Raw genomic sequence first — 26,326 nt, 5'->3', positions numbered from 1 at the left:
GGTCAGGCGCCCGGCCCCGGAAAGGGCGTTGAGGAACGGTCCATGCAGGTGATCGGCCTGAGCGACAAGGCGGCCTGGAGAGCGGCGCTCTCCACGGTCGAGTACGACGTGTACCACACCGCCGATTACACCGAGAACGTGCTTCAGGAGGGCGAACAGGGCTACCTCCTGTGCTCGGGGGAGGGCGAGTCGCGCATCCTGCTGCCGGTCCTCCTGCGCCCGGTGGACCCGCCGGGGGCGGGACGCCCCGACTGGCGTGACGTGACCTCGGTGTACGGCTACGCCGGTCCGGTGGCGAATTTCGAGCGCCTGACGGACCGGGACCACGCGCGCTTCCACGCCGACCTGACGGACTTCTTCACCGACCAGCGGGTGGTCGCCGTCTTCTCGCGGCTCCATCCCCTGCTGAACAACCACCACGTGCTCGCGGGGCTGGGCGAGGTCCATGACGTGGGCCGGACGGTCTCCATCGACCTGTCCACGTCCCCGGAGCGGCAGCGCTCGCTCTACCGGGAAAACCACCGGACGGGCATCAACCGCCTGAGGCGGGCGGGGGTGGAGTGCCGCGAGATCTCGCCCGGGGGGTTCACCGACGACTTCATGGAGATCTACCACGACACCATGCGGCGGGTCGGGGCGGGCCCGGGCTACTTCTTCGACCGGCGCTACTTCGACCGCCTGTTCGGGGCCGGGGACTACGAGGCCCACCTGTTCGGCTGCTTTCTGGAGGGGCGGATGATCTGCGCCGGAATCTTTACCCGCTCGCGGGGCATCGTTCAGTACCACCTCGGCGGCACCCGCTGTGAGTTCCTGAGGCTGGCGCCCACGAAGCTGCTGTTCGACACGGTGCGGCTGTGGGCGGGGGAACGCCGGGCCGGGGTGTTTCATCTCGGCGGCGGCCTGGGCGGAGAGGAGGACTCGCTCTTCCATTTCAAGGCGGGCTTTTCCAAGCGGTTTCACGTCTTTCGGCTGTGGAAATGGGTGGTGGACGGGCCGCGGTACCGCGCCCTGTGTGAGCGCCGGGGGGTACCGAGCGGGGGCGCGGGGTTCTTTCCGGGCTACCGCCGCCCGGTCCGGCCGTCCGTCTCCCTGTGAGCGGCAGGGTCGGAAGGGTCGCAGGGAAAGACGAGGGGAGGTCTTATGACAGCCAGCACCAGGAACAGGACCGAGCGGCCGTTCGCCCCGTGGCCCTCCTTCGGGGAAGACGAGACCCAGGCGGTGACGCGGGTGCTCGCCTCCGGCCGGGTGAACTACTGGACCGGCACCGAGGGCCGGGAGTTCGAGCGGGAGTACGCCGGGGCGCTGGGGATGCGCCACGCGGTCGCGCTGCACAACGGGACGGTGGCGCTCGAACTGGCGCTGTACGCCCTCGGGGTGGGCGCGGGGGACGAGGTGGTCACGACGCCGCGCACCTTTATCGCCTCGGCGAGCGCGGCGGTGATGCGCGGCGCCGTGCCCGTCCTCGCCGACGTGGACCCGGACAGCGGCAACCTGACCGCCGAGACCGTCGCGCGGGTGATCACGCCGCGCACCCGGGCGATCATCGCCGTGCACCTCGCGGGCTGGCCCTGCGAGATGGGCCCGATCCTCGACCTGGCGCGCGAGCACGGGCTGTTCGTGATCGAGGACTGCGCCCAGGCGCACGGGGCGACCTACCGGGGCCGCCCGGTGGGCACCTTCGGCGACGTGGGCTGCTTTTCGTTCTGCCAGGACAAGATCATCACGACGGGCGGCGAGGGCGGCCTGATCGTCACGAACGACGAGGACGTGTGGAAAAAGGCGTGGGCGTTTAAGGACCACGGCAAGAGCTATGCGGCGGTGTACGAGCGCGAGCACCCGCCGGGCTTCCGCTGGCTGCACGAGTCGTTCGGCACCAACTGGCGGATGCTGGAGGTGCAGGCCGCCATCGGTCGCCTGCAACTGCGCAAGCTGCCCGAGTGGTCGCGGCGGCGCCGGGAGAACGCGGCGGTGCTCGCGCGGCGTTTCCGGGCCCTGGACGCCCTGCGCGTGCCCGAGGTCCCCGCCGGGATGGAGCACGCGCAGTACAAGTTCTACGCCTACGTGCGCCCGGATCGCCTGCAAGGGGGCTGGTCGCGCGACCGCCTCATGACCGAGGTCACGGCGCGCGGGGTGCCGTGCTTCAGCGGGTCGTGTTCGGAGATCTACCTCGAACAGGCCTTCGTGCGGGCCGGGCTGGGTCCGCGCACCCGCCTCCCCGTCGCCCGGGACCTCGGCGAGACCTCCCTGATGTTCCCCGTGCACCCGACCCTCACGCCGGAGGACCTGGAGCAGGTCGCCGACGTGGTGGAGGGCGTCGTGCGGGAGGCCAGCCGCTAGGCCGCCGTCGCCAATCGCCGGGCCGCCAGGAGCCCCGGCCCATGAGGAGGAACGATGAGAGAGTTGGCCGAGGCCGCATTCGTCCCCGTCACGGAGGCCGAACTCGCCGCTGCCCGCCGGGCCGAGGGCGCGCGGGTGGTGTTCCAGGGCGGGGTGGCCTGGGTGCGGATGGGCGCGCCGGGCTTTTACCAGCCCGTGCATCTGCTCCGCCGCCTGAGTCTGGACGAGGCGCGGGCGGCGCCGCGCTGGTCCTGGGGCCACCGGGCGGTGCTGCGCCCCGAGGACGCGGGCGCCGCCAACGGCACCCTGCCCGTCGTTCGCCCGCCCGACCTGGCCCGCTACGACGAGGTCAGCCTTCAGCGGCGGCGGCGCAACTACCTGCGGGGGGCCCGCCAGCAGGTGCGCGTGGTGCAGCTCACGGGCTCGGAGCGGCTCGCCGAGGAGGGCCACGCGGTCGTCACCGACACCCTCACCCGCACCGGGCACCGCGCCCCGCCCTCCCGGGAGGCGTACCTGAGCGGCCTGCGGCGATACGACCGGGGACGGCACTGGTGCGTGCTCGCGGGGCTGATCGACGGGCGGCTGGGGGGCTACATCGACGGGTACGTCGTGGACGGGGTGGCGTACGCTCAGGACAGCTACTCCGCCGCGTGGGCGGTGCCCAGCAACATCGCCACCCTGCTGAATTTCGAATTCGTCATGCTGGCCCGCCGCACCCCGGGCGTCCACACCTACGTGAGCGGGCTGGAGACCCCCGAGGCCCCCCGGGTCATGCAGTTCAAGCGGGCGATGGGGTTCGTCGTGGACCACCTGCCGCTGCGCTGGCACATGCTGCCCCCCGTGCGGGCCCTGGTCCAGAGTCGGCGCCCCAACTCGTACTACCGGCTGATCGGGCAGGCCGCGCCGCCCCGGCCGACGCTCTAGGTCACGGCCCGCAAGATGGCCCCCCCGCGGGGTCCGGCGGGCTGAAGGAGAAGCGATGAGGGACATCGCCGAGGCCGCCCTCGTGTCCGTCACGGAGGCCGAATTCGCCGCCGCGCGCCGCGCCGAGGGGGCGCAGGTCGTGCTGCGCGGCGGGGTGCACTGGGAGCAGGTGGGCGCCCGGGGCTTTTACCAGCCCGTACATCTGCTCCGCCGCCTGAGTCTGGACGAGGCGCGGGCGGCGCCCCCCTGGGGCTGGGGGCACCGGGCGGTGCTGCGCCCCGGGGACGCGGGCGCCGCCAACGGGACGCTCCCGATCATTCGCCCGCCCGACCTCGCCCGCTACGACGAGTTCAGTCTCCAGCGGCGGCGGCGCAGTTGCCTGCGGGGGGCCCGCCAGCGGGTGCGTCTGGTGCAACTGACCGACCTGGGGCTGCTCGCTGAGCAGGGCCACGAGCTCGTCCGGGACAGTCTCGCGCGCACGGGGCACCGGGCCCCGCCCTCCCGCGCAGCCTACGCGGACAAGCTGCGGCACTACGCCCGGGGGCGGCACTGGTGCGTGCTGGCGGGGTTGATCGACGGGCGGCTCGGGGGGTACGGGGACGCGTACGTCGTGGACGGGGTGGCGTACGCCGGGGAGGTCTACTACGCCTCGTGGGCCTTGCCGAGCAACCTCCCCACCCTGCTGAACTTCGAGGTGGCGATGCTGTGCCGCCGCACGCCCGGCGTCCACACCTTCGTCAACGGGCTGGAGACCCCGGAACACGCCTCCCTGATGCTGTTCAAGCGGACGATGGGCCTGGTGGTGGATCACTTGCCGGTCCGCTGGCACATGCTGCCGCCCGCCCGGGCGGTGGTGCGGCGTTGGCGCCCCCACGCGTTTTACCGGCTGACCGGCCAGGCCCCGGGTCGGGCTCCCTCCGGGCCAGGGTCCTAGGAAACCGCCCGGCTTCCGTCATCCGGCCGGAAAGCAGGCTCAGGCCACACCGTCCCGTCCCCCGGCTGGCCGCGCCGCCGCGCGCTCGAACAGGCCGCAGACGCCGCTGCGGCCCGGCCCCCTGTACTCCAGCAGGGCGACCGGCGCGGTGGTGCCGGGCTTCAGGCCCTGGGCCCGGAGCTGATCGGCCGTCGCCAGCCCCTCGGGAATCTCGTCGGTGTATCTGGGCATCTTCGGCGGGGAGTGTCTGGGCATGGGTCGTTCGCAGGGTTCAGCCCCGGCGCGGGGCGGGGGAGGGGAGAGGTGGGCGTCGGGGACGGGCGCCCCGCGTGGGGCCTGCGCCCCGTCCGGTGGGGTCGGGGGCGAAAGGCGCCGCAGATGGTAGCGCGAAACCGGTTCCGGCGCTTTCCACCCGTTCACCTGCGGCCCCCCCTGTCCTTCCCCGGAGGGGGTGCCGGGAGAGCGCCCGAAGCTTCCGGCCGGCCCTCTGTATGCTCGGGGGGCCGGGCGGGGTAACGCTCCCGTAATGCCGCCGCCCGAGCCTTCCCCCAGGAGGCGCAGACGATGAGCGTGACGGTCGCGGAGGTCAAGAGTCCCCAGGTGGTGAGCGTCCCCGCCCACGAGCCCCTGCCCGCCGCCGTGGTGAAGATGGATCGCCTCGGCCTGCGGCGCCTGCCCGTGCTGCACGGGGGCCGCCTCGTGGGCATCGTGACCGCCGGGGACGTGCGGCGCGGGCTGCCCCGGCTGCGCGACCCCTGGGCCTTCACCGCGCAGGTGGGGAGGATGCGCGTGCAGGACGTGATGCACTCGCCCGTCCTCACCGCCCGCGTGGGCGAGGACCTGCGCCCGGCGGTCGCCCGGATGCTGGCGGGGCGGGTGGGCGGCCTGCCGGTGCTGGACAAGAACGGGACGCTGGCGGGGATGCTCACCCGCAAAGACGTGCTGCGCGCCGAGGTGCGCCGCCCGCGCCTGACCTGGGGCAGCGTGGCCCAGCATATGAAGCGGGAGGTCCTGACCGTGACGGCGCAGGTGCCGGCCGAAGAGGCCCTGCGGCGCCTGCGCGAGACGGGGCGGCACGTCCTGCCCGTGCTGGAGGGCGAACACCTCGTCGGGGTGGTCCACGCCCGCGACCTGGAGGCCGAGGCCGAGCGGGAGGAACTGGACCACGTGGGGAGCGCCCCGGAAGCTCCGCCGGTCCTGGCGGGCCGCTCGGTGCGCGACCTGATGCGCCCGCCGAGCGGGTACGTCCTGGGGAGTGCCCCGATGCACCGCGCGATGGAGCGGATGCTGGAGGCGGAGGTCTACGGGCTGCCGGTGATCGGCGAGGACGGCGTGCTGCTCGGCGTCGTGACGGTGAGCGACGTGCTGAGCACCGTCCTGGGCGACTGGCGCGGGGAGGAGGAGGCCCCCGCCTGACGCCCGGCCCCCGATGTCCGGCGTAGAAGACCCCGGTCCGCCCGCCCGTGGACCGGGGCTACCCTCCGACTTCACCGGATCGGTTGTGGTTGGGACCCCTCCACCTTACTCTGGCGGGGCGGGGTGGGGGCGGGGAGACCCCGCTTCCCCAAGAAACGCTCTAGCATGAGCCCGTGTCTTCCCCCGCAGATCGCCCGGCCACCCGCGACGGCATGGACGTGGGCCCCGAAGACCTCGCGCTGCTGCGTCAGATCGTGGACGCGAGCGCCGACTGCATTAAAGTCCTCGACCTCGGCGCGCACCTGCTCGACATGAACGAGGGCGGGCGGCAGGTGATGGAGCTCGACGACTTCCAGGTGTGCGAGCACGTCCTGTGGCCCTCCCTCTGGCCCGAGGAGACCCGGCCCGCCCTGGAAGCCGCCGTCGCCGCCGCGCGGGAGGGGCGGACCGGGCGCTTCGAGGGGTACTGCCCCACCTTCCGGGGCACCCCGAAGTGGTGGGAGGTCACGGTCGGCCCGGTGCGCGGCGCCGACGGAAGGGTCGAGCGGCTCTTCGCCGTCTCGCGCGACCTCACCCGCCACCGCCAGGCCGAGGAGACCGCCCGGCACCAGGCCGAGCTGCTGGAGCTGACGAACGACGCGGTGGTCGTCTGGACCCTGGGCGGCGGCGTCACCTTCTGGAACCGCGCCGCCGAGGAGCTGTACGGCTTTTCCCGGGCGGAGGCGCTCGGGCAGGTCCCCCACACGCTGCTGGGCACCCGGTGGGGGGACGGCCTGGATGCGGCGGCCTTCGGGGCGCGGCTGCGCGAACGCGGCGAGTGGCGCGGGAGACTGACCCACACGACGAAAGGTGGGCGGGAGGTCGTCGTGGACTCGCGCCACGTCCTGCTGCCGGGAGACCGTCCCGGCGAGTTCGCGGTGCTCGAATCCAGCCGCGACGTGACCGAGCAGGTTCGCGCCGAGACCCGGCTGCGCGAGAGCGAGGCGCATTTTCGCCGCCTCGCCGACGCCAACCCCATCGGCGTGGTGATCGGGGACGCGGCGGGGCGGCTCCCGTACGTGAACGACGCCTTTTTGCGCCTGATCCGCGCTCCCCGCGAGGACTTCGCGGCCGGGCGGGTCAACTGGCTCTCCCTCACCCCGCCCGAGTGGCTTCCGGCCGACGAGCGCGCGATCCGTCAGGCCCGGGAGCGCGGCCACAGCGACCCCTACGAGAAGGAATACCTGCTTGCGGACGGCACCCGGCTGCCCGTCCTCGTGGCCGTGACCCGGGCGGGCGCTCCCGGGGACGCGCTGGTCGCCTACGTCCTCGACCTGAGCGACCGCAAGGCCGCCGAGCGGGCCCTCTCGGACCGCAACGCCCGGCTCGAGGCCCTCAACCGCCAGATCCTCGACTCGGCCGGGGAGGGCATCTTCGGCCTCGACCTGCGCGGGCACACGACCTTCGCCAACCCCGCCGCGCTCGCCCTGACGGGGTTCGGGCTGGAGGAGATGCTGGGCCGGCCCCAGCACGCCCTCATCCACCACGCCCGGGCGGACGGCACCCCGTACCCCGAGGAGGCCTGCCCGATCCAGGCGGCGCGGGTGGACGGGCGGGTCCGGCGGGTGGACGGGGAGGTCTTCTGGCGCAAGGACGGCACGAGTTTCCCGGTCGAGTACACCACCACCCCGTTGCGGGGGGCCTCGGGGGAGACGGAGGGGGTCGTCGTGACCTTCCGGGACGTGACCGAGAGGCAGGAGGCCGAGGCGGCGCTGCGGCGCTCGAACGAGGAACTCGCGCGCAGCAACCGCGACCTCGAACAGTTCGCCTTCGTGGCCGCCCACGACCTGCAAGAGCCGCTGCGCACGGTCGTGAGCTACGCCGGGCTGCTCGAGCGCAAGTACGGCGAAGACCTGCCCGGGGGCGCCCGGCGCTACCTGGGCTTCATCACGGGCGGGGCCACCCGCATGAAGACCCTGGTGGACGACCTCCTGGCCTACGCCAGCCTGGGCGCCGGGTCACCCGCGCCGCGGCCCGTGCCCCTCGCCGGGGCCGTGGGAGACGCGCTGGAGGCCCTGGGCGCGGCGGTGCGCGGCGCGGGCGCCCGGGTGGAGGCGGACGAGCTGCCCACCGTCTCCGGGGACGCGCGGCAGCTCGCCCAGGTCTTCCAGAACCTGATCGGCAACGCGCTGAAGTTCCGCCGCCCGGACGTGCCCCCGCTGGTCCGCGTCCTCGCCGAGCGGGAGGGCGGGCACTGGCACGTGCGGGTCGCCGACAACGGCATCGGGATGGAGCAGGCGTACCTGAAGCGCATCTTCGGGATGTTCCAGCGCCTGCACACCCGCGACCGCTACGAGGGCACCGGGCTGGGGCTCGCCATCTGCCAGAAGATCGTCGAGGGGCACGGGGGCCGCATCTGGGCCGAGAGCACCCCCGGCGCGGGCACCACCTTCCACCTTCTCCTACCCGCCGTCCGGGAGGTGTGACCTCTGCGGGTGGGCGGGCGCCCGCGCCGCGCGGCACGGGGGCACCGGGCCCGATCTGGACGCCGGGGGGCGGGATCACGGCCCGCATCACGCTGTGCCCGCTAGAGTGGGGAGACCGGTGACCCGGAGCCTGCACCCCCCCCTCCCCGCGAACGAGCGCGAGCGCCTCCGGGCGCTGTGGCGCTACGAGGTGCTCGACACCCTGCCCGAGGAGGCCTTCGACCGGATCGTGCGCGTCGCCGCGCGGACGCTGCGGGTGCCCATCGCCATCGTCAACTTCGTGGACGAGCACCGCCAGTGGGGCAAGGCGATCCACGGCACCGGGAGCACCGAGGCCCCGCGCGAGCATTCCTTTTGCGCCTGGACGATCCTCTCGGATGACGTGACGGTCGTCGAGAACGCCCACGAGGACCCGCGCTTCCGGGACCACCCGATGGTGACGGGCGCGCCCCACATCCACCTCTACGCGGGAGCGCCCCTGATCACGCCCGACGGGGACCGCCTGGGCACGCTGTGCGTGGTGAGCCCGGAGCCGCGCGAGCTGCGCGGGGAGGACCGGGCCGTGCTGCGTGAACTCGCGGCGATGGTCGTGGACGAGCTGGAATTGCGCCGCACCCGCCGCGAGCTCGAGCGCGAGGTCGCCGTGCGCGAGCGGGCCCTGCGCGACCTCACCGAGAACCGGGCGCACACCGAGACGCTCGCCGTCTTGCTCGCCTCGCTGGAGGTCGACCTCCTGCCGGTCGAGGCGGCGCGGCTCACGGCCGAGCACGTCGCGCGGCAGGCGGGGCTCGACTGGGTGGCGCTCGCCGCCGCCGGGGAGGGCCGGGTGGCCGCCCGCACGGTCTGGCACGCCCCCGGGGTGCCCGGCGCCCTGCTGCACACCGCCCGCCAGGGGGTGCCGCCGGGCAGCCTCACCGAGCGGGTGCTGAGCCGCGGGGCGCCCCTTTTCGTGGACGACCTGACGGGGGGCCCCTTGGCGGACCTCGGCGTGCGGACGGTCGCCGCCCTGCCCCTGGGGCGGGTGGACGACGTGCCCCACGTGTACCTCGCGGCCCGCTTGCGTCCCCGGCCGTGGAGCGCCGCCGACCGCCAGCTTCTGGAGGCGGCGGCGAGCAGCGTGCGGGTCGCCTTCGAGCGCGCGGAGCGGGCCCCGGCCTAGACCGCGGGCCGGAACGGGGGAGGCGTCGCCCCGCTCGCCGGAGAGGCGCCCGGCACAACAGCACAGGCCCCGCCGGACCGGGCGGGGCCTCCTCTCCGGGCCGGTGACTCGGGGAGCCGGGTCGCCCGGTCCCGGTCAGCGGGCCTTTCTCTGGGGAGGGCGGGTCACCGGCACCGGGCTCCACACGCGCTCCCGCCGCAGGTCGCCGAGGCTGAGCGTCTGCTCGGCCCCGTCGCGGTAGCCCGCCCGCGCGGCGAGCACCACGGCCCCCAGGGCGGCCAGCGGCAGCAGCAGGGCGAGCACCCCCTCCCAGACGCCGCCCGCCAGGGGCGCGGTCTCCACCAGACGCCAGCCGTTGCCCACCATCCAGCCCACCGCGCCGAGCAGGAGCAGGGCGCTCAGGAAAAGCGGCCACGGCTCGCGCGCCCCGCCGCCGCGCGGCCCCTCCAGCAGGTCGAGGGCTACCCGGCACACGGCCCCGGCCAGCGCGGCGGGCAGCATGGCGAGCAGCACAGGCACCGCCGCGCACACGCCCGGGCGGGCCGCCGGCGACAGCACGTACAGCACCCCTGCGGTCACGAGCACGGTCACCATGACGCGGCCGCTCGACGTCGGCCGGGGGCTGGAGAAGAGCGGGCGATGGGTCATGGCTTATCTTCCCGTGAAGGTTCATGAAATGCTAGGAGGTTTCTCACGTCTCACATCTCCGGGGGAGGGTACCGCGGGCCCGGCCCCGGCGCCACCGGGCAAAATGGGGGGCGTGGCCCTCTTCGACCTGCCCGAAAGCGAACTGCGCACCTACTGCCCCGAGCGCGAGGAGCCGCCCGGGTTCGGCGCCTTCTGGACCCGGACGCTGGAGGAGGCCCGCGCCGCGGCGCCCGGGCCACGCTTCGAGGCGGCGGACGTGCCCCTCGCCACCGTCGAGGCGTTCGACGTGACGTTCGGCGGGGCGGGGGGCTCGCCCGTCCGGGCCTGGCTGGTCCTGCCCCGGCGGCGCGAGGACCGGGTGCCGTGCGTGGTCGAGTTCCTGGGGTACGGGGGCGGGCGGGGCTCGGCGCATGAGTGGCTGCTCTACGCCTCGGCGGGGTACGCCCACCTCGTCATGGACACGCGCGGCCAGGGCGGCGGCTGGCGCCGGGGCGACACCCCCGACCCCGGGGCGGGCGGCGAGCCCCACTCTCCGGGTTTCCTGACCCAGGGCATCCGCGACCCCCACACCTCCTATTACCGCCGGCTCTACACCGACGCCGTGCGCGCCGTGGAGACCGCCCTGGCCCACCCCGGGATTGACCCCTCGTGCGTGGCCGTCACCGGGACCAGCCAGGGTGGCGGCCTCGCCCTCGTCGCCGCCGGGCTGGTCCCGGGGGTCGCCGCGTGCCTGCCCGACGTGCCCTTCCTGTGCCATTTCGAGCGGGCGATTCGCCTCACCGACTCCCCGCCCTATGCCGAGGTCGCGGGCTACCTGCGCGTCCACCGGGACGCCCTCCCCGAGGTCAGGCGCACCCTCGCGCACCTCGACGGGATGCACTTCGCGGCGCGCGCCCGGGCCCGGGCCCTGTTCAGCGTGGCCCTGATGGACGACGTGTGCCCGCCGAGCACCGTCTACGCCGCCTACAACCACTACGCGGGTGAGAAACGCATCGTCGAGTTCCCCTTCAACCGCCACGAGGGCGGCCAGGGCCACCACGACCTCGAGAAACTCGCCTTCCTGCAAGACGTCTTCGGACAGGGAGGCCGCCCCGCCTGACCCCATCGGATGGGGGGAGGGGGGTCGCCCCGCCTGCGTCCTCGCCGACCGACGAGAAGGCGGGAGCACCTGGCCCCCGCCTCCCCGTGTACACACCGTGGGACCCGGGGCCACGGCGGCTGCCCCCGGCGCGTCGGGAGAAAGGCCCCCACTCGCCCGTCCCCTAGCCCCGAGCCCGCGCGTGACGGGAACGGTTCGGACGTCGGCCGGGAGGTCGGTCCTGGGTCAGCGGGGTGTGGTCGGCGACGCTCATGCCTTCCTCCTGGGCTCGGGGAACTGCCCCCAGCGTAGCGGGGAGGAGGTTGGAATCAGGTTTGAATGCGCGAAGAGGGCCCTCCCTACTTGCGGCGCGTGCCCGGTCGTCCGGTTTCCCTCTCCGGCTGGCCGCTCAGGCGGGCGGCCCACGCCTCCAGGGTCTCCCACAGCCCCGGGCGCCGGGGGGGGGCCGGGGTCTTCTTCCCGGCGCCCTTCTGCGTCCCGCGCCCCGTGTCCGCACGGCCGGAGGGTGTTGGCGGGGTCTTCTTCGGCGGCTGGGCGGTTTTCCCCTGGCGTGCCGTCACGGCCGGTGTGACCGGGCGGGGTGGCGTTTCCTTTTTCGGCGGGACCGGGGCGGCCTCTGGCGCGGAAGGGGACGGTCGGGCCTTGACCGCTGCGGCCCCCGCGAAGAGGGTGACGGTCACCTCCACGCGGGGACGCGCGGCGTCGTAGCGCGGGTGGTCGTGGGCGCCGTAGACCCACTTGTCGCCTCCCGGGAACAGGGCGTCCACCAGCGCCTTTCTCACGTTCTCCGGGTCGGCGTGGGTGCGGTTGGCGAAGTAGCACACCACGTCGAGCCTCACCCGGCTCGCCTCGTCCACCGGGCGCAGCCGCCGCAGGGCGGGGGGCGCGTGGGCGCGGACGTGATCCTTCCAGGCCAGGTACTCGCGCAGCCGCGTGTGGTTGGGGGTCGCGCCCCGGGTGTAGTAGCCCACCAGCTTCGCCCGGCGCGGCGCGGTGGGGTCGGGCCGCCCGCCGCTGCGCCCCCACGTCACCAGGGCGGGGACGACGAAGGTGACGGGCTCGGGGGGGGCGGACGCGGGGGTGGAGGGGGTCTTCGCACGGCGGGTCAAGGCGGCCCCACCCTAGCAGCCTCCCGCCGACCTTTCAGGGACCTGGGTTGGAAAGCGCGGCAGGTTGCGCCCGGTCCTACAGCGGCGCGAAGGGCGAACTCTGCGGGGCGCCGAAGAGGCGCTGGTGGTACTGGGTGGCCTGCGCGTCCGTCATGTCGGCGATGAAGTCGCACACGATCCGGGCGCGGGCCGCTTCCGAGGCGCTGTGCAGCAGGCTCGCGCGCACCTCGCGGGGCAGCACGGCCGCGCGCACGTCGTCGAGGTCACCCACCGCCGTCTCCAGCAGCAGGCCGAAGAGGTCGGTGACCGTGCCGGTGGCCTGCCGGGCGTAGACCCCGGTGCGCTGGTCGCGCAAGATGAGTTCTTGCGTGATCGCCTTGAGGACCGCGCACTCCAGCCGCACCTCCGGCGGCAGCGCGAGCGTGAGGTCGAAGGCGCTGTGCGGCGTGCCGTGCGCCTCGATCCGGGTGGCCGTCACGAAGCGGTTCACATACGCCGCCTCCACCTCGCGCACCCGGGCGGTGGCGGGCGCGATGCTCGCCCCGTCGTCGAGCCGGGCGTGCAAAAGGCGCAGTACCGGCCCCACGAACGCCTCGTCGAGTTCCCCGTGGGCCCGCCGCGCCCGCTCGGTCACCCGGCAGACCGCCTCGCCCGTCACGAGCGCGTGGTGCGAGAGCAGGCCGCTGCGGATGCCGTCCTCCAGGTCGTGCAGGCTGTAGGCGATGTCGTCCGCCCAGTCCATGATCTGGCAGATCACGCTGCGCGGGAGGTGGTCGTCGCCGAGCGCCGTCTCCCCGTACAGCCAGCCGCCGTCGAGCCGGGCGTCGTCCTCATACATCGCGGGCACCCCGCCGCGCCCGCCGGGGTACTTCAGCACGCCCAGCAGCGTCGCCCGCGTGACGTTCACGCCCGGGTGCCGGGTGGTGAGGGGTTCGAGCCGGGTCAGGATGCGGTAGGTCTGCGCGTTGCCTTCGAAGCCGCCGTAGGGGCGCATGCAGGCGTTCAGGGCCTCCTCCCCGTTGTGCCCGAAGGGGGGGTGCCCGAGGTCGTGCGCGAGCGCCGCCGCCTCGGCGAGCCCGCCCGGCAGGCCGTGGTTGGTGGCGATGGCGCGGGCGATCTGCGCGACCTCCATCGCGTGCGTGACCCGGGTGCGCAAGAAGCCCGACCACCCCGCCGCGAAAATCTGGCTCTTGCCCTGGAGGCGGCGAAAGGCGCTGGAGTGGATGATGCGCGCCCGGTCGCGCTCGTAGGGATCGCGGCGGTCGCCCTCCGCCCCGGTCGCCTCGCTGAGGTAACGCCGCTCGGTGTCGTGCGCGTTAAACCAGTTGTACAGGGCGGTGACGGGCACGCCCCAGGATAGCGCCGCCCCCTTCGGCCCGCCTGCCCCCCTATGGGCGGGGCACGCAGGCGACGGGCATGGGCGCCGTCCCCGCCGCCGGGCACCACCCCACCCCGGCGCGGGACAAGCTGCCGGCGCAGGGGGCGTGGGCGAGGGAAAGGGCGCCCAGCAGGGCGAGCACGCCCGGGAGCACCCACCGTCTCCGGACCGGGCTGAACGTTCGCGGGTACGGGGGGTCGGGCGGCCCCGTACCCGCGAACGTTCAGCCCGCGGGCCGGTCGCGGCCCTTCCAGAGGGCGGGGCGGCGGGTGACCCGGCGCAACCCGGCGTCGAGCAGCATTCCCCCGTAGGCGGCCCAGGCGGGCGGGGCGGTGAGCGCGTAGGCGGCGGGCACCCCCAGGCGGTGGTCGAAGAGCCGGCGCCCCAGGGCCTGGAGGCCCCAGGCCGCGAGTGCCCAGGCGGTCAGGGCGCGGTCCCGCCGCCGCAGGCCGAGGGCGGCCAGCACGGGCGGCAGGCCCCCGAGGGCGAGCAGCCACAGCCCGCCCGTCAGCAGTTGCGGGGTGCTCACGATGGCCGAGCCGTAGAAGCTCTTGCGAAAGCTCGCCAGCAGTTCGGGGGCGTTCGCCAGGCTGGCGGTGTGGAGCAGCCCCTCCCCCTCCACGGCGGCGACCCGGGAGCCGTGGTCGCGCAGGCGGGTGGCGAAGTCCACGTCCTCGCCCACCGAGGCCCGCAGGCTGGCCCAGCCGCCCACCGCCTCGAAGGCCGCGCGGCGCACCAGCAGGAAATGCCCGACGCCCAGCGCGTACCGCGCCCGCCCGTCGGGGGCGCTGGCCGCCATCACCAGCAGGCCGCCGACCGGCCACAGCATCCGCCAGGCCAGGGTGGGGCGGGCCTGGGTGCCCGAGCAGGTGACGAGATCGAACCCGTGGTGCCGCGCCGTCGCCAGGGCGCGGGCCAGCAGCGGCGGCCGGGCGCGCATGTCGGCGTCGGTGAAGAGCAGCCACTCGCCCCGCGCCTCCTGAGCCCCGACGTGCAGGGCGTGGACCTTGCCCGCCCACCCCGGCGGCAGCGGGGGCGCCGACAGGACGCGCAGGCGGGCGCCAGGCACGCCCCGGGCCTCCTCGGCGGTGCCGTCCGCCGAGCCGTCGTCCACCACGATGACCTCCTGCGGCGGGTGGGTCTGGGCCAGCCAGCCCCGCGCGCAGGGGCCGATGTTTCCGGCCTCGTCGCGGGCGGGGATGATGACGCTGACCTCGCCGGGCGCGTCGCCGGGCAGCAGCGGGGTGAAGGCGCGGACCCGCCGCCAGGCGAGGGGGGCCCACGCCCCCGAGGCCAGGGCCAGCAGCGTGGCGAGGGGGCGGGCGACCCGGGAAGGCGACATGGGTGATCGTACCCGGGCCGGGCCGACGAAGTTCCCGGGTCGCCCCAGGGCCGGTGTATGCTGCCCGGGCACCTGCAACCCACCCGCAGACCGGCGGCCGAGTCCCGCTGGCCTCGTCGGCCGAGTCGGCCCGCCCCGGCCCGCTCCTCCCCTCGCCCCTCCCGGAGGTCCACCCATGCCCGCCTTGTCCCCGCGTTCCTGTCTGCTGGCCCTGTCCTCGCTGCTCGCCCTGGGCGGCGGGGCCCTGGCCCAGTCCGCCGCGCCCACCGCCTCCGGCCCGGTTGCCCCCGGCGGCCCCCGCCCGGACGCGCCCGAGCTGAGTGCGCGCGGCCCGCACGCGGTGGGGGTGCGGACCCTGACGCTCGTGCGGCGGGACGTGCCGGACATCGCGCGGGCGACGGCCCAGACCCAAGGGGGTGCGTCCCCGGCGCCCAGTCCCCTGCCGCGCTACGACCGCCCGCTCACCGTGGAGGTGTGGTACCCCGCCGCCCTGGCCGCCGGGCAGGCGCAGACCACCGAGTACCGCGACGCGCTGGGGAGCGGGCCCGGCAACCCGCAGCGGCCCGTGGTGCCCTTCACCTTCCCGGGCCGGGCCACGCGGGGCGCCGCGCCCACCGCCCAGGGTGGTCCGTACCCGCTCGTCATCTTCTCGCACGGTTACCCAGGGAGTCGCTACCTGATGAGCCGCCTCGCCGAGAACCTGGCGAGCAAGGGGTACGTCGTCGCCTCCATCGACCACACCGACAGCACCCACGCCGACAAGGTGGCCTTTGCCAGCACGCTGCTCAACCGCGCGCCCGACGACCAGGCGGTGCTCGACGCCCTTGCGGCCCTCTCCACGGCGGGGAACAGCTTCCTGCGCGGGCTGGTGGACGCGAACAACACGGCGGTGGTGGGCTACAGCATGGGGGGCTACGGGGCGCTCAACTTCGCGGGGGCGGGCTTCGCCTCCCAGGTTCTCGGGTTTGTGCCGGGCGGGGCGCTCGCCTCCCGGGCGGTGGGGGCCTACCGGGTCGATCCGCGCCTCAAGGCAGTCGTGGCCTTCGCGCCCTGGGGCGGGGACGCTGCCGCGCGCGCGGCGGGGATCAACAACGCGGCCAGCTTCGGCTTCTGGGACGCCGCCGGGCTGGGCGGCCTGCGGGTGCCGACCCTGTTCATCGTGGGCGACCACGACGACGTGTCGGGCTACGCGGGCGGGGTGAAGTCGCTTTTCGAGAACGCGGTGAACGCCGACCGTTTCATGCTCGTCTACCAGAACGCCCGCCACAACGTCGCGCCCAACCCGCCCCCGGCGGCGAGCCTGAAAAGCCCCGAGGAGTACGCCCACTACGCCGAGCCCGCCTGGGACATGGAGCGCCTGCAAGACCTCAACGCGCACTTCGTGACGGCCTTCCTGAACAGCCGCCTCAAGGGAGACGCCGGGGCCGCCGCGTACCTGAACGTGCCCACGCCCGTCGCCGGGGACGGGAAGTACAGCCGCAACCCCGACGGCACGCCGAAGCAGGACGACACGTACTGGAAGGGATTTCCGGCCCGCAGCGCGCTCGGGATCGAGCTGTACCACCTCCCGCCCCGGTGAGGTCGGGTCGGCCGCGCCCGGCGCCTCCCGGAAGGACGGCCCCTCGTGGCCCAGGTGCGCGGGCACGTCGGGCGCGGTGACCGACGGACCACGGGCAGGGAAGGCTCCGACCCGTGGACGACCTCCGCGGGGTCATCCGGAGGGTCCGGACTCCGGGCCGGTCGGCCTCAGACCCGCCGGGCGTCGAAGCCCCTGGGGACCCGCACCCGCAGGGCCCCGGCCTCGACCCGCAGGTGCAGGGCGGTGGCGAGCGTCACGTCGCCGTCCACGCTGATCCATTCCCGGCCGCGCCGCGTCCGCACGCGCAGGTCGTCCGTGGAAAAGCGCAGGGCCGGGTCGCCGAGCGTCCAGCCGACGCCCGCCCGCAGCAGGCTGGCGAGCCGCCCCTTGCCGAAGACGAGCACGTCGAGCTGCCGGTCCGCCACCGAGGCGTCCGGCGCCGCGCGCAGGGGCCCGGCCACGTACCGCCCGTTCGCCACGAGCAGTTGGTGGGTGTGCAGCCGCAGGGTGCCCCCGGCGTAGGTGAGGGTGAGGTCGAGTGCGTGGTGGCGCGCCAGCACCCGCGCCCCCACGGCGGGCCAGGCCAGCAGGCCCAGGCGGCGCTTGAGGTCGCCGTCCAGGCTGCGGGCGATCTGCGCCGAGAGCCCGAGCGCCACGCTGTTGAGAAACACCCGCCCGTTGACCCGCCCGACATCGACCGCCGTCGTCTGCCCCTGCGCGACCACCCGCGCGGCCCCGGCGAGGTCGAGGGGCACGCCCACGCTGCGCGCGAAGGTGTTCCCGGTGCCGAGCGGCAACACGCCCAGGGCCGTGTCCGTCCCCGCCAGGAGGTTCGCCGCGTGCGAGAGCGTGCCGTCGCCGCCCCCCACGACCACCCAGGGGGCGCCACGCTCGACCTCGGCGCGCAGGAGGTCTTCCGCCGCCCGGGGGTCGCTGACCACCAGCGCCGTGACCCGCAGCCCGGCGGCGGCCAGGGCCTCCACCGCCGGTCTCACCGACTCCCGGCCCCGGCGGGCGTTGATATTCACCAGCAGCTTGAGGTCACCCGGGGTCACGGCTGGCCTCTCCTGGCCGGTGCCCGGGGCGTCACGGGCTCCAACAGAAGGTGCGTCTGGATGCTGAAAAAACCCAGGCGGTCCAGGTTGCGCCCGGTGAGGAGGAGAGGTCGTAGGGGTTTTTTCCGGTCCATGCAGGTTGTTTCCCTGCCTGGAAGGATAAGAGAAAACAACAGAGCGAGTCGCATCTGGCGGACTGGACGAGCGGTTTCCTCCAAAACGGCCCAAAGGTATCCCCTTTTTTCAGGGGGTGCGGCCCAAAGCTGTCCCAAATGTGACTCTGGAAGTCCCAAGAAAAGGTTTTTACGCGCCAGAACGTTAAAAAGAGGTAACTCGGCCCAAAGGTATCCCATCCTGTCGGCCCAAAAGTATCCCACCGTCGTAGATCGTCTCAGACGGTGTTTTTCAAAAACAGCCCAAAGGTGTCCCATCACGAAACGGCCGGAAGTGGGCTTTCAGGACGAGCCCGGGCCTCCGAACGGCCCAAAGGTGTCCCACGTCGCCACGCTCCCGGGCCGCCGCGCCCCGCGCTGTCACTCACGGGGGTGGCCTGCGCGGGCGGACACGGGGCTCATCCGCCCCTCTCCGGGTACCCTTTCCTGACATGGACCCCCTGTTGCGTGAACAGCCCACCCACGTCATCGTCTTCCGCGACACCGTGCCCGAGAACGTCGAGTTGCTCGTCCGCGTGCTGGGCGTGCCGCCCGTGCCCGACGTGCAGGTGCGCGCCACCCGCACGGTGCTCAGCCCCGTGAACGACGTACACGTGCGCGTGTACACCACGCTTGGCGTCGCCACCGCCGCGCTGACCCCCGAACAGGCCGGGGCCCTGCGCGCGAGCGAGGCCGTGCTCTCCGTCACGCCGAACAGGACCCGCGCCCTGCCCGACCCGCCCGAGGTCGCCGAACCCGGGCCGCGGGAACAGGCGACCGAGACGGCCCTGATCCAGATCGGCGTGAGGGAGGGCGGCCCGACCGGCGCCGGGGTCAAGGTCGCGGTGATCGACACGGGCGTGGACCTCGCGCACCCGGACCTCACGGTCTTGCCGGGCAACGCGGTCAGCTTCGTGCCGGAGGAGCCCACGGCGGACGACGGCCACGGGCACGGCACGCACTGCGCGGGGGTGGTCGCGGGCCGCGCGTCCCCGGGGGTGGGGGTGCGCTACGGGGTCGCCCCGGACGTGACGCTGCTCGTCGCCAAGGCCCTGAACCGCCAGGGGCGGGGCGCGGACGACGGGATCATCGACGCCGTGGCCTGGGCCGAGGACCAGGGGGCCGACGTGATCTCGCTCAGCCTCGGTTCGCCCCGCGCCGCCGGGGAGCCCGCCGACGAGACCTTCGAGGTGGTGGCGGCCCGGCTGCTCGAGCGCGGCGTGCTGCTGGTGGCCGCCGTGGGCAACGAGAGCGACCGGCCCCGCCACGTCGCCCCCGTCGGCCACCCCGCCGCGTGCCCGTCCGTCCTGGGCGTCGCCGCCGTGGATGGCCGCGACCGGGTGGCGGGCTTCTCCTGCGGCGACGTGGACGGCATCGGCGCGGTGGACCTCGCCGCTCCTGGGGTCGGCATCCTCTCCGCGTGGCGGGGGCAGGGGTACCGGCGCGTCAGCGGCACGAGCATGGCGACCCCGCACGTGGCGGGGGTGGCGGCCCTGCACGCCCAGGGCGACCCGGGGCTGACGGGCCGGGCCCTCTGGGACCGCCTGGTGAGGACGGCCCGCCCGGTCCCCACCCTGTCCCGCGAGGACGGGGGCGCGGGGGTCGTGCAGGCGCCCTGACGGGTCAGGCTCACGGCACGGGGGGCCAGGGTGCGTACACTGGACCCAGGAGGTCCGACATGACGCCTGTGCACATCACGCTGACGCGGGAGGCCACGAGTGACCCGGCGGGCGAGGAGGGGCTCATCCGCACGCTGGAGGCGGCGGGGGCCAGGCAGATCGACGCCCGGCACCTGCGGCGCTTCGGCCTGGTGAGGGCCGAGGTGGACCCCGAAGGGCTCGAACGCGTGCGGGCCCTCGAAGGCGTCCGGGCGGTGAAGGAGATCGGCGTCATGCGCGCCATCTGACCCGGCGGCCGGGTCCTGACCTGGGCGGGTCGGCGGGAGAAAAGGGCCTGGGGAACCGGGGCCTGCACCCCGACTCCCCCGGCAGGCCCCTCGTGGTCAGGGAACCCTGGCCTGAAAGCACGCCTCGACCGTGGTCCCGGCCGTGAAGGGCAGGATATTCACGGCGAGGGTCCGGGTGCCGGAGGTGTAGGTCGCGGTGTCGGTGTCGCTGGCGAGGGTGGCGTAGGTGTACGTCGTGCCCGCGTTGCGGGTGATCCGGACGTCCTGGCCGGTGCCGTAGCTGTTCGTCAGGGGAACGAGCGGGGAGGGGATGACGTCTCGCAAGGTGGCGACCGTAGCGTCGGCGTAGCCGCTCCCCGCGTGGGCGGCGGTCAGGCAGTATTCGACCGTCTCGCCCGGCCTGGCGTTCACGGCGGTGGTGTTCAAGGTGCCGCCCTGGGTGACGTTGCGCTGATCCTTCCTGATAGTGCCGGTGACGGGAGCGTTGACGGTCAGGGTGGCGGTGCCCGCAGCAGCGTTGGTGCCCGCCGTGCTCAGCACGTTTCCCGCCAGGATGGTGTTCACCTTGCTGCCGGTCGTGTTAGCGGTCACGTCGAAGCTCAATGTACAGCCGCCGCCGGGGATGCTGGTACCCGACGCCAGGGTCACGCTGCCGCTGCCCGCCGCCGCCGTGAAGCTTGCCACTCCCCCCGTGCTCGATAGGCAGGTGGTCGAGGCGTTGGGCGTGCTGGCGACGACGACTCCGTTGGGCAGAGTGTCCGTGACGGCACTGCGCAGATAGAAGGGGGTGGGATTGGTGTTGCCGAAGGTCAGGGTGACGCGGCTGTTCTGGTTAACCAACACGGTGGCGGAATTGAAGCTCTTGGCAATGGTAGGCGGGTCCGGCGTGTTGCCGCAGTCGGTCATGTCGGTGAGGTTCGCGGTGGTGCTGAGCGCAGTGACGGCTCCGCTGCCCGTGTTCAGCAAGACGGTGCCGCCGCTGGCGCCGCCCGCACTCAATACCGTGCGCGCCGTCACCGGGTCATAGGAGATGCCGTTGTAGGTGCCGGTGGCTACGTTCGTTCCGCCCGAGGTGATTCGCACGGCGGAAGTACTCGTCAAGGCGGTCGTGCCGGTGGCGGGCACCGTGCCGAAGTTAGCGTAGAACATGCCAGGCGTATTGTTCTGGGTGCCGTCAAGTAGGGCGTAGAGTGTGCTCCCGACAAACACGATGTCGCCGTTGGTGTTCGCGCCCGTCGTGTTCGTCGGACCACCCCCGAGGTTGATGTCGATATTGCGTACGACCGCGCCGGTAGACGGGTTAACTTCTTGCAGCACGTAGTTGTTGTAAAGCAGGAATAGTTTCGGCGTTCCGGTGGAGTTGTCGAAGCTCGCCCCAACGTTCACGGGACTCGCCGGGCCCCCCGTGCGGGTGGGAATCGCAATCGCCGCGATCTGGACGGGAGCGACCGTGGGCGTCTGCGGGTTGTAGCGGTAGAGCGTGTTCGTCGTCGCGGTGCTGCGGTCGATGAAAAACAGTTGCCCTGTCACCGGATTGAGGGCCGCGCCGTTGATGGCGGTGAAGTTGGTATTGTACGTGCCCGACACCACGCCCGACACCGCGTCGACCCAGTTGATGCCCGTGGAGGTCAGGGCATACACGCTCGTGCACCCGCTCGCCGCCAGCCCCCCTCCCGACACGCACGCGGCCAGGCTCAGCAGCCGCAGGAACATTCGCTTCATCGGCGGTCTCCGGTCAGTTCGTCGATCATGAATTCAAGTCGCAGGTAGGCTCCGGCCTTGGTCGGCTCGGCGGTGATCGGCGTGAAGCCGCCGAAGTTGTACCCGAGGGTCAGGGCTGCCTCCGGCATCACGCGGTAGGTCCCCTCCACCCCGAAGGCGTGCTCGCCGCGGCCCAGCGACGGCTGGAACAGCCCCCGGTAGGCGGCCCCCACGCCCAAGCGGTCGTTCAGCCAGTAGCGGGTGGCGAGGACCGCCTGGGCCGCGAGGCCGTCCGCGTCACCCGGCACGGCCCGCAGGGCGAGCTGCACGCGGTCCTGGGCCCGGACCCGGTTGCGGGTGGCGCTGACCTCGGCCATCAGCTCGGTGCCCTCCCCGGTGCTCGTCAGGGTCCCGGCGCGCAGGCGGGCGTAGGCGGCGACCTGGACCTCCTCGCCGCGGTAGGTGAACCCGGCGCCGTACCGGTGCCCGCCCCCGCCCGCGCCGAACACGCTCAGGCCATCGGCGGTGACGCCCACCGGGCGGTCCCCGGCCCGCAGGGTGTGGCTGACCGAGAAGCGCAGCGCGCCCGCCAGGCGGCCCTCCCCGCTTTGCACGTTGCGCCCGAGGTCCACGCCCGCCGTGGCGACGGTGCGGTCCGTGTTCACCCGGGCGTCCAGGCTGGCCTGCTGCCCGGTGGGCCCGGCCCCCAGTTGCGCGCCGAGGTTCACGCCGGGGCGCAGGGTCCAGGTCGCCTGCACGCTGCCGCGCGCCTCGCCCTCAGCGGCCGGGGTGGTGGGCAGGGCGTACTCCAGGCTGGCGGTGTAGGGGCCGCTGCGCCCGGTGAGCACGGCGGCGGTGCTCACGGAGAAGTCGCCGTCCTGGCGCCGGGCCGAGAGGCGCACCCCGGCGGCGAGTTCGGTGCCCGCCGTGGCGACCGGCGCGGGAAGCGGCAGGCGGCGCAGCAGCGCGGCGCTGTACTGGCCGTTGCCGGTGTCAAAGGCCTGCTGGGCGGCGAGCTGCGCCGTCCAGGGGCCCCGGGTCAGGCGGGCGCCTGCGCTGAGCCCCGTGCCCGCCAAGGTGCCCGTGCCCGTGAAGACGCCGAGCGTGTAGGCCTGCGCGTCCGAGGGGGTGTAGATGGCGTCGAGCCCGGCGCGCAGCCCCGTGCCGCTCGCGTCCCGCAGGTAGCGCAGGCTCGCCCCGACCCCGAAGGTTTTCGTGAGCGGCCGGGCGGCGGCCAAGGCGGCGCTCTGGCCGGAGGTGCCGGTGGCGTCCACCCCGGCGTACCCCTCGGTCTCGTGGGTGGCGAGGGCACTCCAGCGGGTGCCGAAGGTCACGCCGCCCGCCTCCAGCCGGGCGCGGGTGCCGCCCGCCGCGACCGCGACGAGCAGGTCGGCGCCCAGCGTGTTCGGCCCGGTGAGGTCCTCGACCTGGAGCCGGGCCCCGACCGTGAGGTCCTCGCGGCTCGCATGGACGCCCGCGCCCGCGGTGAGCCGCGCCTCGCCCGCCCGGAACTCGCGCGTCACGGCGACCTGGGCGCCGGGGTCAATCTCCCCGTCCAGCCCGGGACCGCGCGCGATCAGGCTGACGGTGGTGTTCACGTCCGGCTGCGCCACGACCGCGCGCGGGAAGGTCACCACGCCCGCCTCGTCGGTCACGAAGTCGACCCCGCGCACGAGTTCACGCTCGGTCGTCACGCCGTCCACCGTGACGCGCAGGAAGAGGCGGGCGCGCTGGGGGTCGATGTCGGCCGGGAGGCGCGACACCCGCGTCCCGTTCAGCGGCAGCGCCGCCTCGTGGGTGTTTCCCGCGTAGGGGGCGAGGTAGGCGGTGACGCGCGTGTCCCCGTTCGTGCGGACGTTCAGGGCGTCGCCGCCGTCCGGGCGCCCGAACACCGGGTCCTGCGCGGAGAGGCGCGCGTAGGTCGCGGTGAAGCCGGGGTGGTCGTAGCGCGCCGCGAGCAGGCCGTCCGCCTCCAGGGGACGCCTTTCCTCGCTCTGGTCGCCCAGCGAGGGGTAGCGGGTGTACTCCGGGGTGTCCGTGTGCGCCCCGGCGCTGTCGAGGTTGACGGTGAGCTGGCCCGGCCCGACCGGGGCCTCCAGCGTGCCGCGCGCCTCCAGCGTGCCCTCGCCCGCGCTGTTCAGGGTCGCCGCGCCCGCCGCGATCAGGGTGCGGTGCTGGTCGGCCGCCACCGTGAGGGGCAGCTCGACCCGGTGCCCGTTCACGTCGAGGACCAGCCGGGTGTCCAGCGGGCCGCTGAGCGGCGAGAAGCGCACCTCGGCCTGCCCGTCCACCACCCGGAGCTGCATCCCCGACTGGCTGGGGTCGGCGTCCGGCGTGGCGAGGGTCAGGCGTCCGGGGTCCTCGACGGTGACGAAGGGGAGCACGGTCCGCTCCCCGGCGGCGTCCTGGACCTCGACCGTGGCCGTGATCGGCGTGAAGCCGTCTGCGCGGGCCACCACGTCCCGCAGCACGGCGCCCTGCGCCACGTCGGCGGCGCGCACCCGCACCTCGTCGCGCACGTCCCCGGCCACGGCGGTAATCGTGTTCTCGCCGGGCCGCAGCGGCACGCCGATGAACTCGCGGGTCGTCTCCCCCCGCGCGGAGTCGTCGGTGCGCCGGCCCACGCGCGCCTGCGGCACCTCCTCGCCGTTCACCCGCAGGGTCACGTCCGCGTTGAGCGGGGTGCGCACGGTGACGCCCACGCTGCTGCGCCCGCGCACGCCCGCGCCCTGCGCGGGGCTGAGAATCAGGCCGTCCCGCACCGCGGCCGGGGCCGCCCGGGGCGGGAGGGTGCGGTAGGGGGCGCCGCCCTCCAGGGTCTCCGTCAGGCCGGTGTCGTATTGCACGGCGACGCCGGGCGTCAGGGACGCGGGAAGGTCCCCCGGCACCTCGAAGCTGAGGGCCACCGTGCCGCCGGGCACGTTCCACTGGGTCAGGCCCTCGGGGCTGACGGCCGGGTCGGCGGCGGGCTGGCCGTTCACCCGCGTGCTGCCGGGCAGGACCCGCTCCCCCAGCGGCAGGCTGATCAGGGCGCTCTGGACGCGCGCGGGGAGCGTGAAGGTGAAGGTCAGGCGCCCTGCCGACGTGGGGGCGGGAGCCGCCGCGCTGCCGGGTTCGGCGCTCGGTGGGGTCGGGGCCGCGCCCTGTGCCCCGGCCCACCCGAGGGCCAGGAGCAACGTGAGGCTGAGCGGGGCGCGTTTCAGGGGCACGGGATCTCCTCCACGGGGGGCAGGCTGAGCGGGCGGCGGGTGGCGGCGGGATGGGGGCTGGGCAGCGGCGTGGTGACGGTCACGCCCGCCGGGAGGCGGACCACCCGCCCGGCCTGGGCCTCGCCGAGGCGCACGCAGGCCCCGGCCTCCGAGCGGCTGGCGACGTCCCACCCGGCGTCGGGGGCGCGCGGGGTGAAGGTATGGGTGCTTCCGGCGAGGCGCAGCTCGGCCCCGGCGCCAAAGCCCAGCCGGTTCGGTTGCAACGGGAAGTCGAGCACCGTCAGGGCCGTGACCTGCACGGTGGCGCTGCCGGGGGCCGAGAACTGCGGCGCGGCGGCCGCGGGGGCGGGGGTGTACGGCACGCTGCGCGGATCGAGCCGCACGGCGTTCAGGCCGGGGACGACGTTCTTGAAGGAGTACAGCCCGGCCGCGTCGGTCAGCGCCTCGCGCCCCCCGGCGAGGAGCACCCGGGCGCGGGGCAACGGGCGGTCGGTCCCGGACGTGTAGCGGGCGTTGCCGTCCACGTCCACGAAGACCCGCCCCACGAGATCGTTGCCCGAGCCGCTCAGGCTCCTGCGCAGGGTCACCTTGGCGTTGGCGACGTTGCTCTTCACGTCGGCCATCACCGTGCCCTGGCGGCCCCGGGCCCGCGCCTGCGCGGCGTTGTTCAGGGGCGTGCCGTCGCCCACCAGCGGCAGCCGGGCGTCGTAGGTGATCGTGGCGCCCGAGTGCGGGGCGAGGGTGCCGACCGGGACCGTCAGCACGCCGCCCGCCAGGGTGGCCGCCACCGCCTGTCCGTTCACCCGCACCGTTCCCGGCAGCACCTCCATCCGGGGGTCGGGCGTGTCCTGAATCACCGTCTCGCTGAGGGTGGTGTCGGCGGGGTTGGTGACGGTGACCGTGTAGGTGACGGTGCCGCCCGGATCGACCACCGCCGTGCTCACCGCCTTGGTCACGAGAATCCGCGAGGTGAAGACCCGCACGACGGCGGGCGGCGTGGAGGTGTTGCTGCCCCCCTCGCCGGTCGCGGTGGCGACGTTCGTGACCTCGGTGTCGTCGGCGACCTCCCCGCGCACGCGCGCCACCAGGGTGTAGACGCGGCGCTCGCCCGGCGCCAGGGACTGCCGCCAGGCCACGCGCGTCTGCCCGCCCGGGAGCGGGGTGGCGCTGGCCGCCGGGGCGCCCTCGACCGCGACGAACTCCAGCGCCGGGCTGAGGGTGTCCTCGACCAGCACGTCCGGCATCTCGATCCCCTCGGGGTTGGTGACGGTGACCGTGTAGCGCACGAGGTCCCCCACCTCGGCGGCCCCGTCCCCGTCCACCGTCTTGCTGACCCCGGGGGCGCCGATGCTGGCGGTGACGGTCAGGGTGGCCGTGAGGTCGCCGTCACACCCCGTGATCAGGGTGGTGCTGCTGACCCCCGGGCGCGCCGGAGTGGTGCTCACGAGCAGGGTAAGCTGCCCGTCCGGCGCGAGGGTGACCGAGTCCACGGGGGCGTCGTCGGGCAGCCCGTTGCCGTTGAGGTCGGCCACGACCGCGAAGGCGGGGGCCCCCTCCTGCCGGGGGGTGAGGCCCAGCGGGAAGGTGGCGGGGGTGTTGCCGGTGTTCGTGAGGAGATAGGCGGCGGTGACGGCCTCGCCCACGTGCGTGCTGCGGTCCGTGCGGCCCGGCGTCAGGCTCGCCGAGCAGACCGGGGCGACGGTGACCGTGACCCGGCTCTCGACCCGGCCCGAGGCGTCCTCATAGACGCCGACATTCTCGATGACGCTTCCGGCGGGGGTTCCGGCCGAGAGCAGCAGGGGCGCAAGCAGCAGGTGGGGGCGTTTCATGGGTCTCCGGTCGTGGAACGGGGCAGGGGGCGGAGAACCGGCGCCGCGACCCTGCCCGCGTGGGGAAAGAGGGACTTGGTGGGG

21 protein-coding genes are annotated in these 26,326 nt (G+C 74.2%); 12 read left to right on the top strand and 9 right to left on the bottom strand.

Features of this window, described 5'->3' with window-relative positions; translation table 11 throughout:
- The first annotated feature begins 42 nt into the window (after nucleotides 1-42).
- Genes IC605_RS06975 through IC605_RS06960 form a run of 4 tightly spaced genes read left to right on the top strand, consistent with a single transcriptional unit; the run spans nucleotide 43 to nucleotide 4,195 of the window.
- On the top strand, nucleotides 43-1,095 hold the full coding sequence (locus IC605_RS06975) for a GNAT family N-acetyltransferase (RefSeq protein ID WP_216320869.1): 1,053 nt from the start codon (nucleotides 43-45) through the stop codon (nucleotides 1,093-1,095).
- Between the two features lie 45 nt (nucleotides 1,096-1,140).
- Nucleotides 1,141-2,337 (top strand): DegT/DnrJ/EryC1/StrS family aminotransferase, encoded by a 1,197-nt coding sequence (locus IC605_RS06970; RefSeq protein WP_216320866.1) that lies wholly within the window; start codon nucleotides 1,141-1,143, stop codon nucleotides 2,335-2,337.
- 54 nt (nucleotides 2,338-2,391) lie between these two features.
- Complete coding sequence (locus IC605_RS06965) at nucleotides 2,392-3,261, top strand: hypothetical protein (RefSeq protein ID WP_216320863.1); 870 nt, start codon at nucleotides 2,392-2,394, stop codon at nucleotides 3,259-3,261.
- 55 nt (nucleotides 3,262-3,316) lie between these two features.
- Nucleotides 3,317-4,195 carry a hypothetical protein gene (locus IC605_RS06960; RefSeq protein ID WP_216320859.1) on the top strand — a complete coding sequence of 293 codons (879 nt, stop codon included), beginning with the start codon at nucleotides 3,317-3,319 and terminating at the stop codon, nucleotides 4,193-4,195.
- A 39-nt stretch (nucleotides 4,196-4,234) separates the two neighbouring features.
- On the opposite strand, the gene IC605_RS06955 is transcribed toward IC605_RS06960, so the two are convergent.
- Nucleotides 4,235-4,426: a hypothetical protein gene (locus IC605_RS06955; protein WP_216320857.1), complete on the bottom strand. Its 192-nt coding sequence runs from the start codon at nucleotides 4,424-4,426 to the stop codon at nucleotides 4,235-4,237.
- Between the two features lie 333 nt (nucleotides 4,427-4,759).
- Here IC605_RS06955 and IC605_RS06950 point away from each other — a divergent pair, with 333 nt between their 5' ends.
- From IC605_RS06950 to IC605_RS06940, 4 genes are all read left to right on the top strand, one after another.
- Complete coding sequence (locus IC605_RS06950) at nucleotides 4,760-5,611, top strand: CBS domain-containing protein (protein WP_216320853.1); 852 nt, start codon at nucleotides 4,760-4,762, stop codon at nucleotides 5,609-5,611.
- 173 nt (nucleotides 5,612-5,784) lie between these two features.
- On the top strand, nucleotides 5,785-8,076 hold the full coding sequence (locus tag IC605_RS06945; protein WP_216320850.1) for a PAS domain-containing sensor histidine kinase: 2,292 nt from the start codon (nucleotides 5,785-5,787) through the stop codon (nucleotides 8,074-8,076).
- Nucleotides 8,073-8,198 (top strand): hypothetical protein, encoded by a 126-nt coding sequence (locus IC605_RS25020; protein ID WP_281416216.1) that lies wholly within the window; start codon nucleotides 8,073-8,075, stop codon nucleotides 8,196-8,198. The genes IC605_RS06945 and IC605_RS25020 overlap by 4 nt, the downstream gene beginning before the upstream one ends.
- Entirely contained in the window at nucleotides 8,195-9,235 is a 1,041-nt protein-coding gene (locus tag IC605_RS06940; RefSeq protein WP_216320847.1) for a GAF domain-containing protein, read from the top strand. The genes IC605_RS25020 and IC605_RS06940 overlap by 4 nt, the downstream gene beginning before the upstream one ends.
- A gap of 135 nt (nucleotides 9,236-9,370) precedes the next feature.
- Here IC605_RS06940 and IC605_RS06935 read toward each other — a convergent pair whose 3' ends face one another.
- Nucleotides 9,371-9,883, bottom strand: coding sequence for a hypothetical protein (locus IC605_RS06935; RefSeq protein WP_216320843.1), 513 nt, complete (start codon nucleotides 9,881-9,883; stop codon nucleotides 9,371-9,373).
- 112 nt (nucleotides 9,884-9,995) lie between these two features.
- On the opposite strand from IC605_RS06935, the gene IC605_RS06930 reads away from it, so the two are divergent.
- Nucleotides 9,996-10,982, top strand: a complete 987-nt coding sequence (locus tag IC605_RS06930; protein ID WP_216320840.1) for an acetylxylan esterase — start codon at nucleotides 9,996-9,998, stop codon at nucleotides 10,980-10,982.
- Between the two features lie 338 nt (nucleotides 10,983-11,320).
- Here the strand turns inward: IC605_RS06930 and IC605_RS06925 are convergent, their stop codons facing one another.
- The 3 genes from IC605_RS06925 to IC605_RS06915 form a co-directional block, all read right to left on the bottom strand.
- The gene (locus tag IC605_RS06925; RefSeq protein ID WP_216320837.1) at nucleotides 11,321-12,091 is read right to left on the bottom strand and encodes a RusA family crossover junction endodeoxyribonuclease; all 771 of its coding nucleotides are present in this window, start codon (nucleotides 12,089-12,091) and stop codon (nucleotides 11,321-11,323) included.
- 76 nt (nucleotides 12,092-12,167) lie between these two features.
- Nucleotides 12,168-13,439 carry a dGTP triphosphohydrolase gene (gene dgt, locus IC605_RS06920; protein ID WP_216320834.1) on the bottom strand — a complete coding sequence of 424 codons (1,272 nt, stop codon included), beginning with the start codon at nucleotides 13,437-13,439 and terminating at the stop codon, nucleotides 12,168-12,170.
- A 253-nt stretch (nucleotides 13,440-13,692) separates the two neighbouring features.
- Entirely contained in the window at nucleotides 13,693-14,811 is a 1,119-nt protein-coding gene (locus tag IC605_RS06915; RefSeq protein WP_216320831.1) for a glycosyltransferase family 2 protein, read from the bottom strand.
- Nucleotides 14,812-14,986: 175 nt separating this feature from the next.
- Here IC605_RS06915 and IC605_RS06910 point away from each other — a divergent pair, with 175 nt between their 5' ends.
- Complete coding sequence (locus tag IC605_RS06910) at nucleotides 14,987-16,390, top strand: alpha/beta hydrolase family protein (RefSeq protein WP_216320827.1); 1,404 nt, start codon at nucleotides 14,987-14,989, stop codon at nucleotides 16,388-16,390.
- Between the two features lie 167 nt (nucleotides 16,391-16,557).
- On the opposite strand, the gene IC605_RS06905 is transcribed toward IC605_RS06910, so the two are convergent.
- Nucleotides 16,558-17,445 (bottom strand): diacylglycerol/lipid kinase family protein, encoded by an 888-nt coding sequence (locus IC605_RS06905; RefSeq protein WP_216320824.1) that lies wholly within the window; start codon nucleotides 17,443-17,445, stop codon nucleotides 16,558-16,560.
- Between the two features lie 604 nt (nucleotides 17,446-18,049).
- Between IC605_RS06905 and IC605_RS06900 the strand changes: the two genes are divergently transcribed.
- Both IC605_RS06900 and IC605_RS06895 read left to right on the top strand, forming a co-directional pair.
- Nucleotides 18,050-19,216, top strand: coding sequence for a S8 family serine peptidase (locus tag IC605_RS06900; protein WP_216320821.1), 1,167 nt, complete (start codon nucleotides 18,050-18,052; stop codon nucleotides 19,214-19,216).
- Between the two features lie 59 nt (nucleotides 19,217-19,275).
- Nucleotides 19,276-19,503, top strand: a complete 228-nt coding sequence (locus IC605_RS06895) for a hypothetical protein (protein WP_216320818.1) — start codon at nucleotides 19,276-19,278, stop codon at nucleotides 19,501-19,503.
- Nucleotides 19,504-19,599: 96 nt separating this feature from the next.
- On the opposite strand, the gene IC605_RS06890 is transcribed toward IC605_RS06895, so the two are convergent.
- The 3 genes from IC605_RS06890 to IC605_RS06880 are packed head-to-tail and all read right to left on the bottom strand — an operon-like array spanning nucleotide 19,600 to nucleotide 26,242.
- Complete coding sequence (locus IC605_RS06890; protein WP_216320815.1) at nucleotides 19,600-21,225, bottom strand: DUF7933 domain-containing protein; 1,626 nt, start codon at nucleotides 21,223-21,225, stop codon at nucleotides 19,600-19,602.
- The gene (locus IC605_RS06885; protein ID WP_216320812.1) at nucleotides 21,222-24,413 is read right to left on the bottom strand and encodes a hypothetical protein; all 3,192 of its coding nucleotides are present in this window, start codon (nucleotides 24,411-24,413) and stop codon (nucleotides 21,222-21,224) included. Before IC605_RS06885 ends, IC605_RS06890 begins: the two co-directional genes overlap by 4 nt.
- Entirely contained in the window at nucleotides 24,404-26,242 is a 1,839-nt protein-coding gene (locus IC605_RS06880) for a DUF7507 domain-containing protein (RefSeq protein WP_216320809.1), read from the bottom strand. The genes IC605_RS06885 and IC605_RS06880 overlap by 10 nt, the downstream gene beginning before the upstream one ends.
- Nucleotides 26,243-26,326: the final 84 nt, after the last annotated feature.

Origin of the sequence: Deinococcus aestuarii, from assembly GCF_018863415.1 — a bacterium.
Lineage (GTDB): Bacteria > Deinococcota > Deinococci > Deinococcales > Deinococcaceae > Deinococcus > Deinococcus aestuarii.
Note: the sequence above shows the minus strand (reverse complement) of the source record. Positions and strands in the feature narration are given on the sequence as shown.

Excerpts from the sequence above, each read along its gene's own strand:
- IC605_RS06975 (WP_216320869.1), top strand. The coding sequence starts at position 43 with ATGCAGGTGATCGGCCTGAGCGACAAGGCGGCCTGGAGAGCGGCGCTC.
- IC605_RS06970 (WP_216320866.1), top strand. The coding sequence starts at position 1,141 with ATGACAGCCAGCACCAGGAACAGGACCGAGCGGCCGTTCGCCCCGTGG.
- IC605_RS06965 (WP_216320863.1), top strand. The coding sequence starts at position 2,392 with ATGAGAGAGTTGGCCGAGGCCGCATTCGTCCCCGTCACGGAGGCCGAA.
- IC605_RS06960 (WP_216320859.1), top strand. The coding sequence starts at position 3,317 with ATGAGGGACATCGCCGAGGCCGCCCTCGTGTCCGTCACGGAGGCCGAA.
- IC605_RS06955 (WP_216320857.1), bottom strand. The coding sequence starts at position 4,426 with ATGCCCAGATACACCGACGAGATTCCCGAGGGGCTGGCGACGGCCGAT.
- IC605_RS06950 (WP_216320853.1), top strand. The coding sequence starts at position 4,760 with ATGAGCGTGACGGTCGCGGAGGTCAAGAGTCCCCAGGTGGTGAGCGTC.
- IC605_RS06935 (WP_216320843.1), bottom strand. The coding sequence starts at position 9,883 with ATGACCCATCGCCCGCTCTTCTCCAGCCCCCGGCCGACGTCGAGCGGC.
- IC605_RS06915 (WP_216320831.1), bottom strand. The coding sequence starts at position 14,811 with ATGTCGCCTTCCCGGGTCGCCCGCCCCCTCGCCACGCTGCTGGCCCTG.
- IC605_RS06910 (WP_216320827.1), top strand. The coding sequence starts at position 14,987 with ATGCCCGCCTTGTCCCCGCGTTCCTGTCTGCTGGCCCTGTCCTCGCTG.
- IC605_RS06900 (WP_216320821.1), top strand. The coding sequence starts at position 18,050 with ATGGACCCCCTGTTGCGTGAACAGCCCACCCACGTCATCGTCTTCCGC.
- IC605_RS06895 (WP_216320818.1), top strand. The coding sequence starts at position 19,276 with ATGACGCCTGTGCACATCACGCTGACGCGGGAGGCCACGAGTGACCCG.
- IC605_RS06890 (WP_216320815.1), bottom strand. The coding sequence starts at position 21,225 with ATGAAGCGAATGTTCCTGCGGCTGCTGAGCCTGGCCGCGTGCGTGTCG.
- IC605_RS06880 (WP_216320809.1), bottom strand. The coding sequence starts at position 26,242 with ATGAAACGCCCCCACCTGCTGCTTGCGCCCCTGCTGCTCTCGGCCGGA.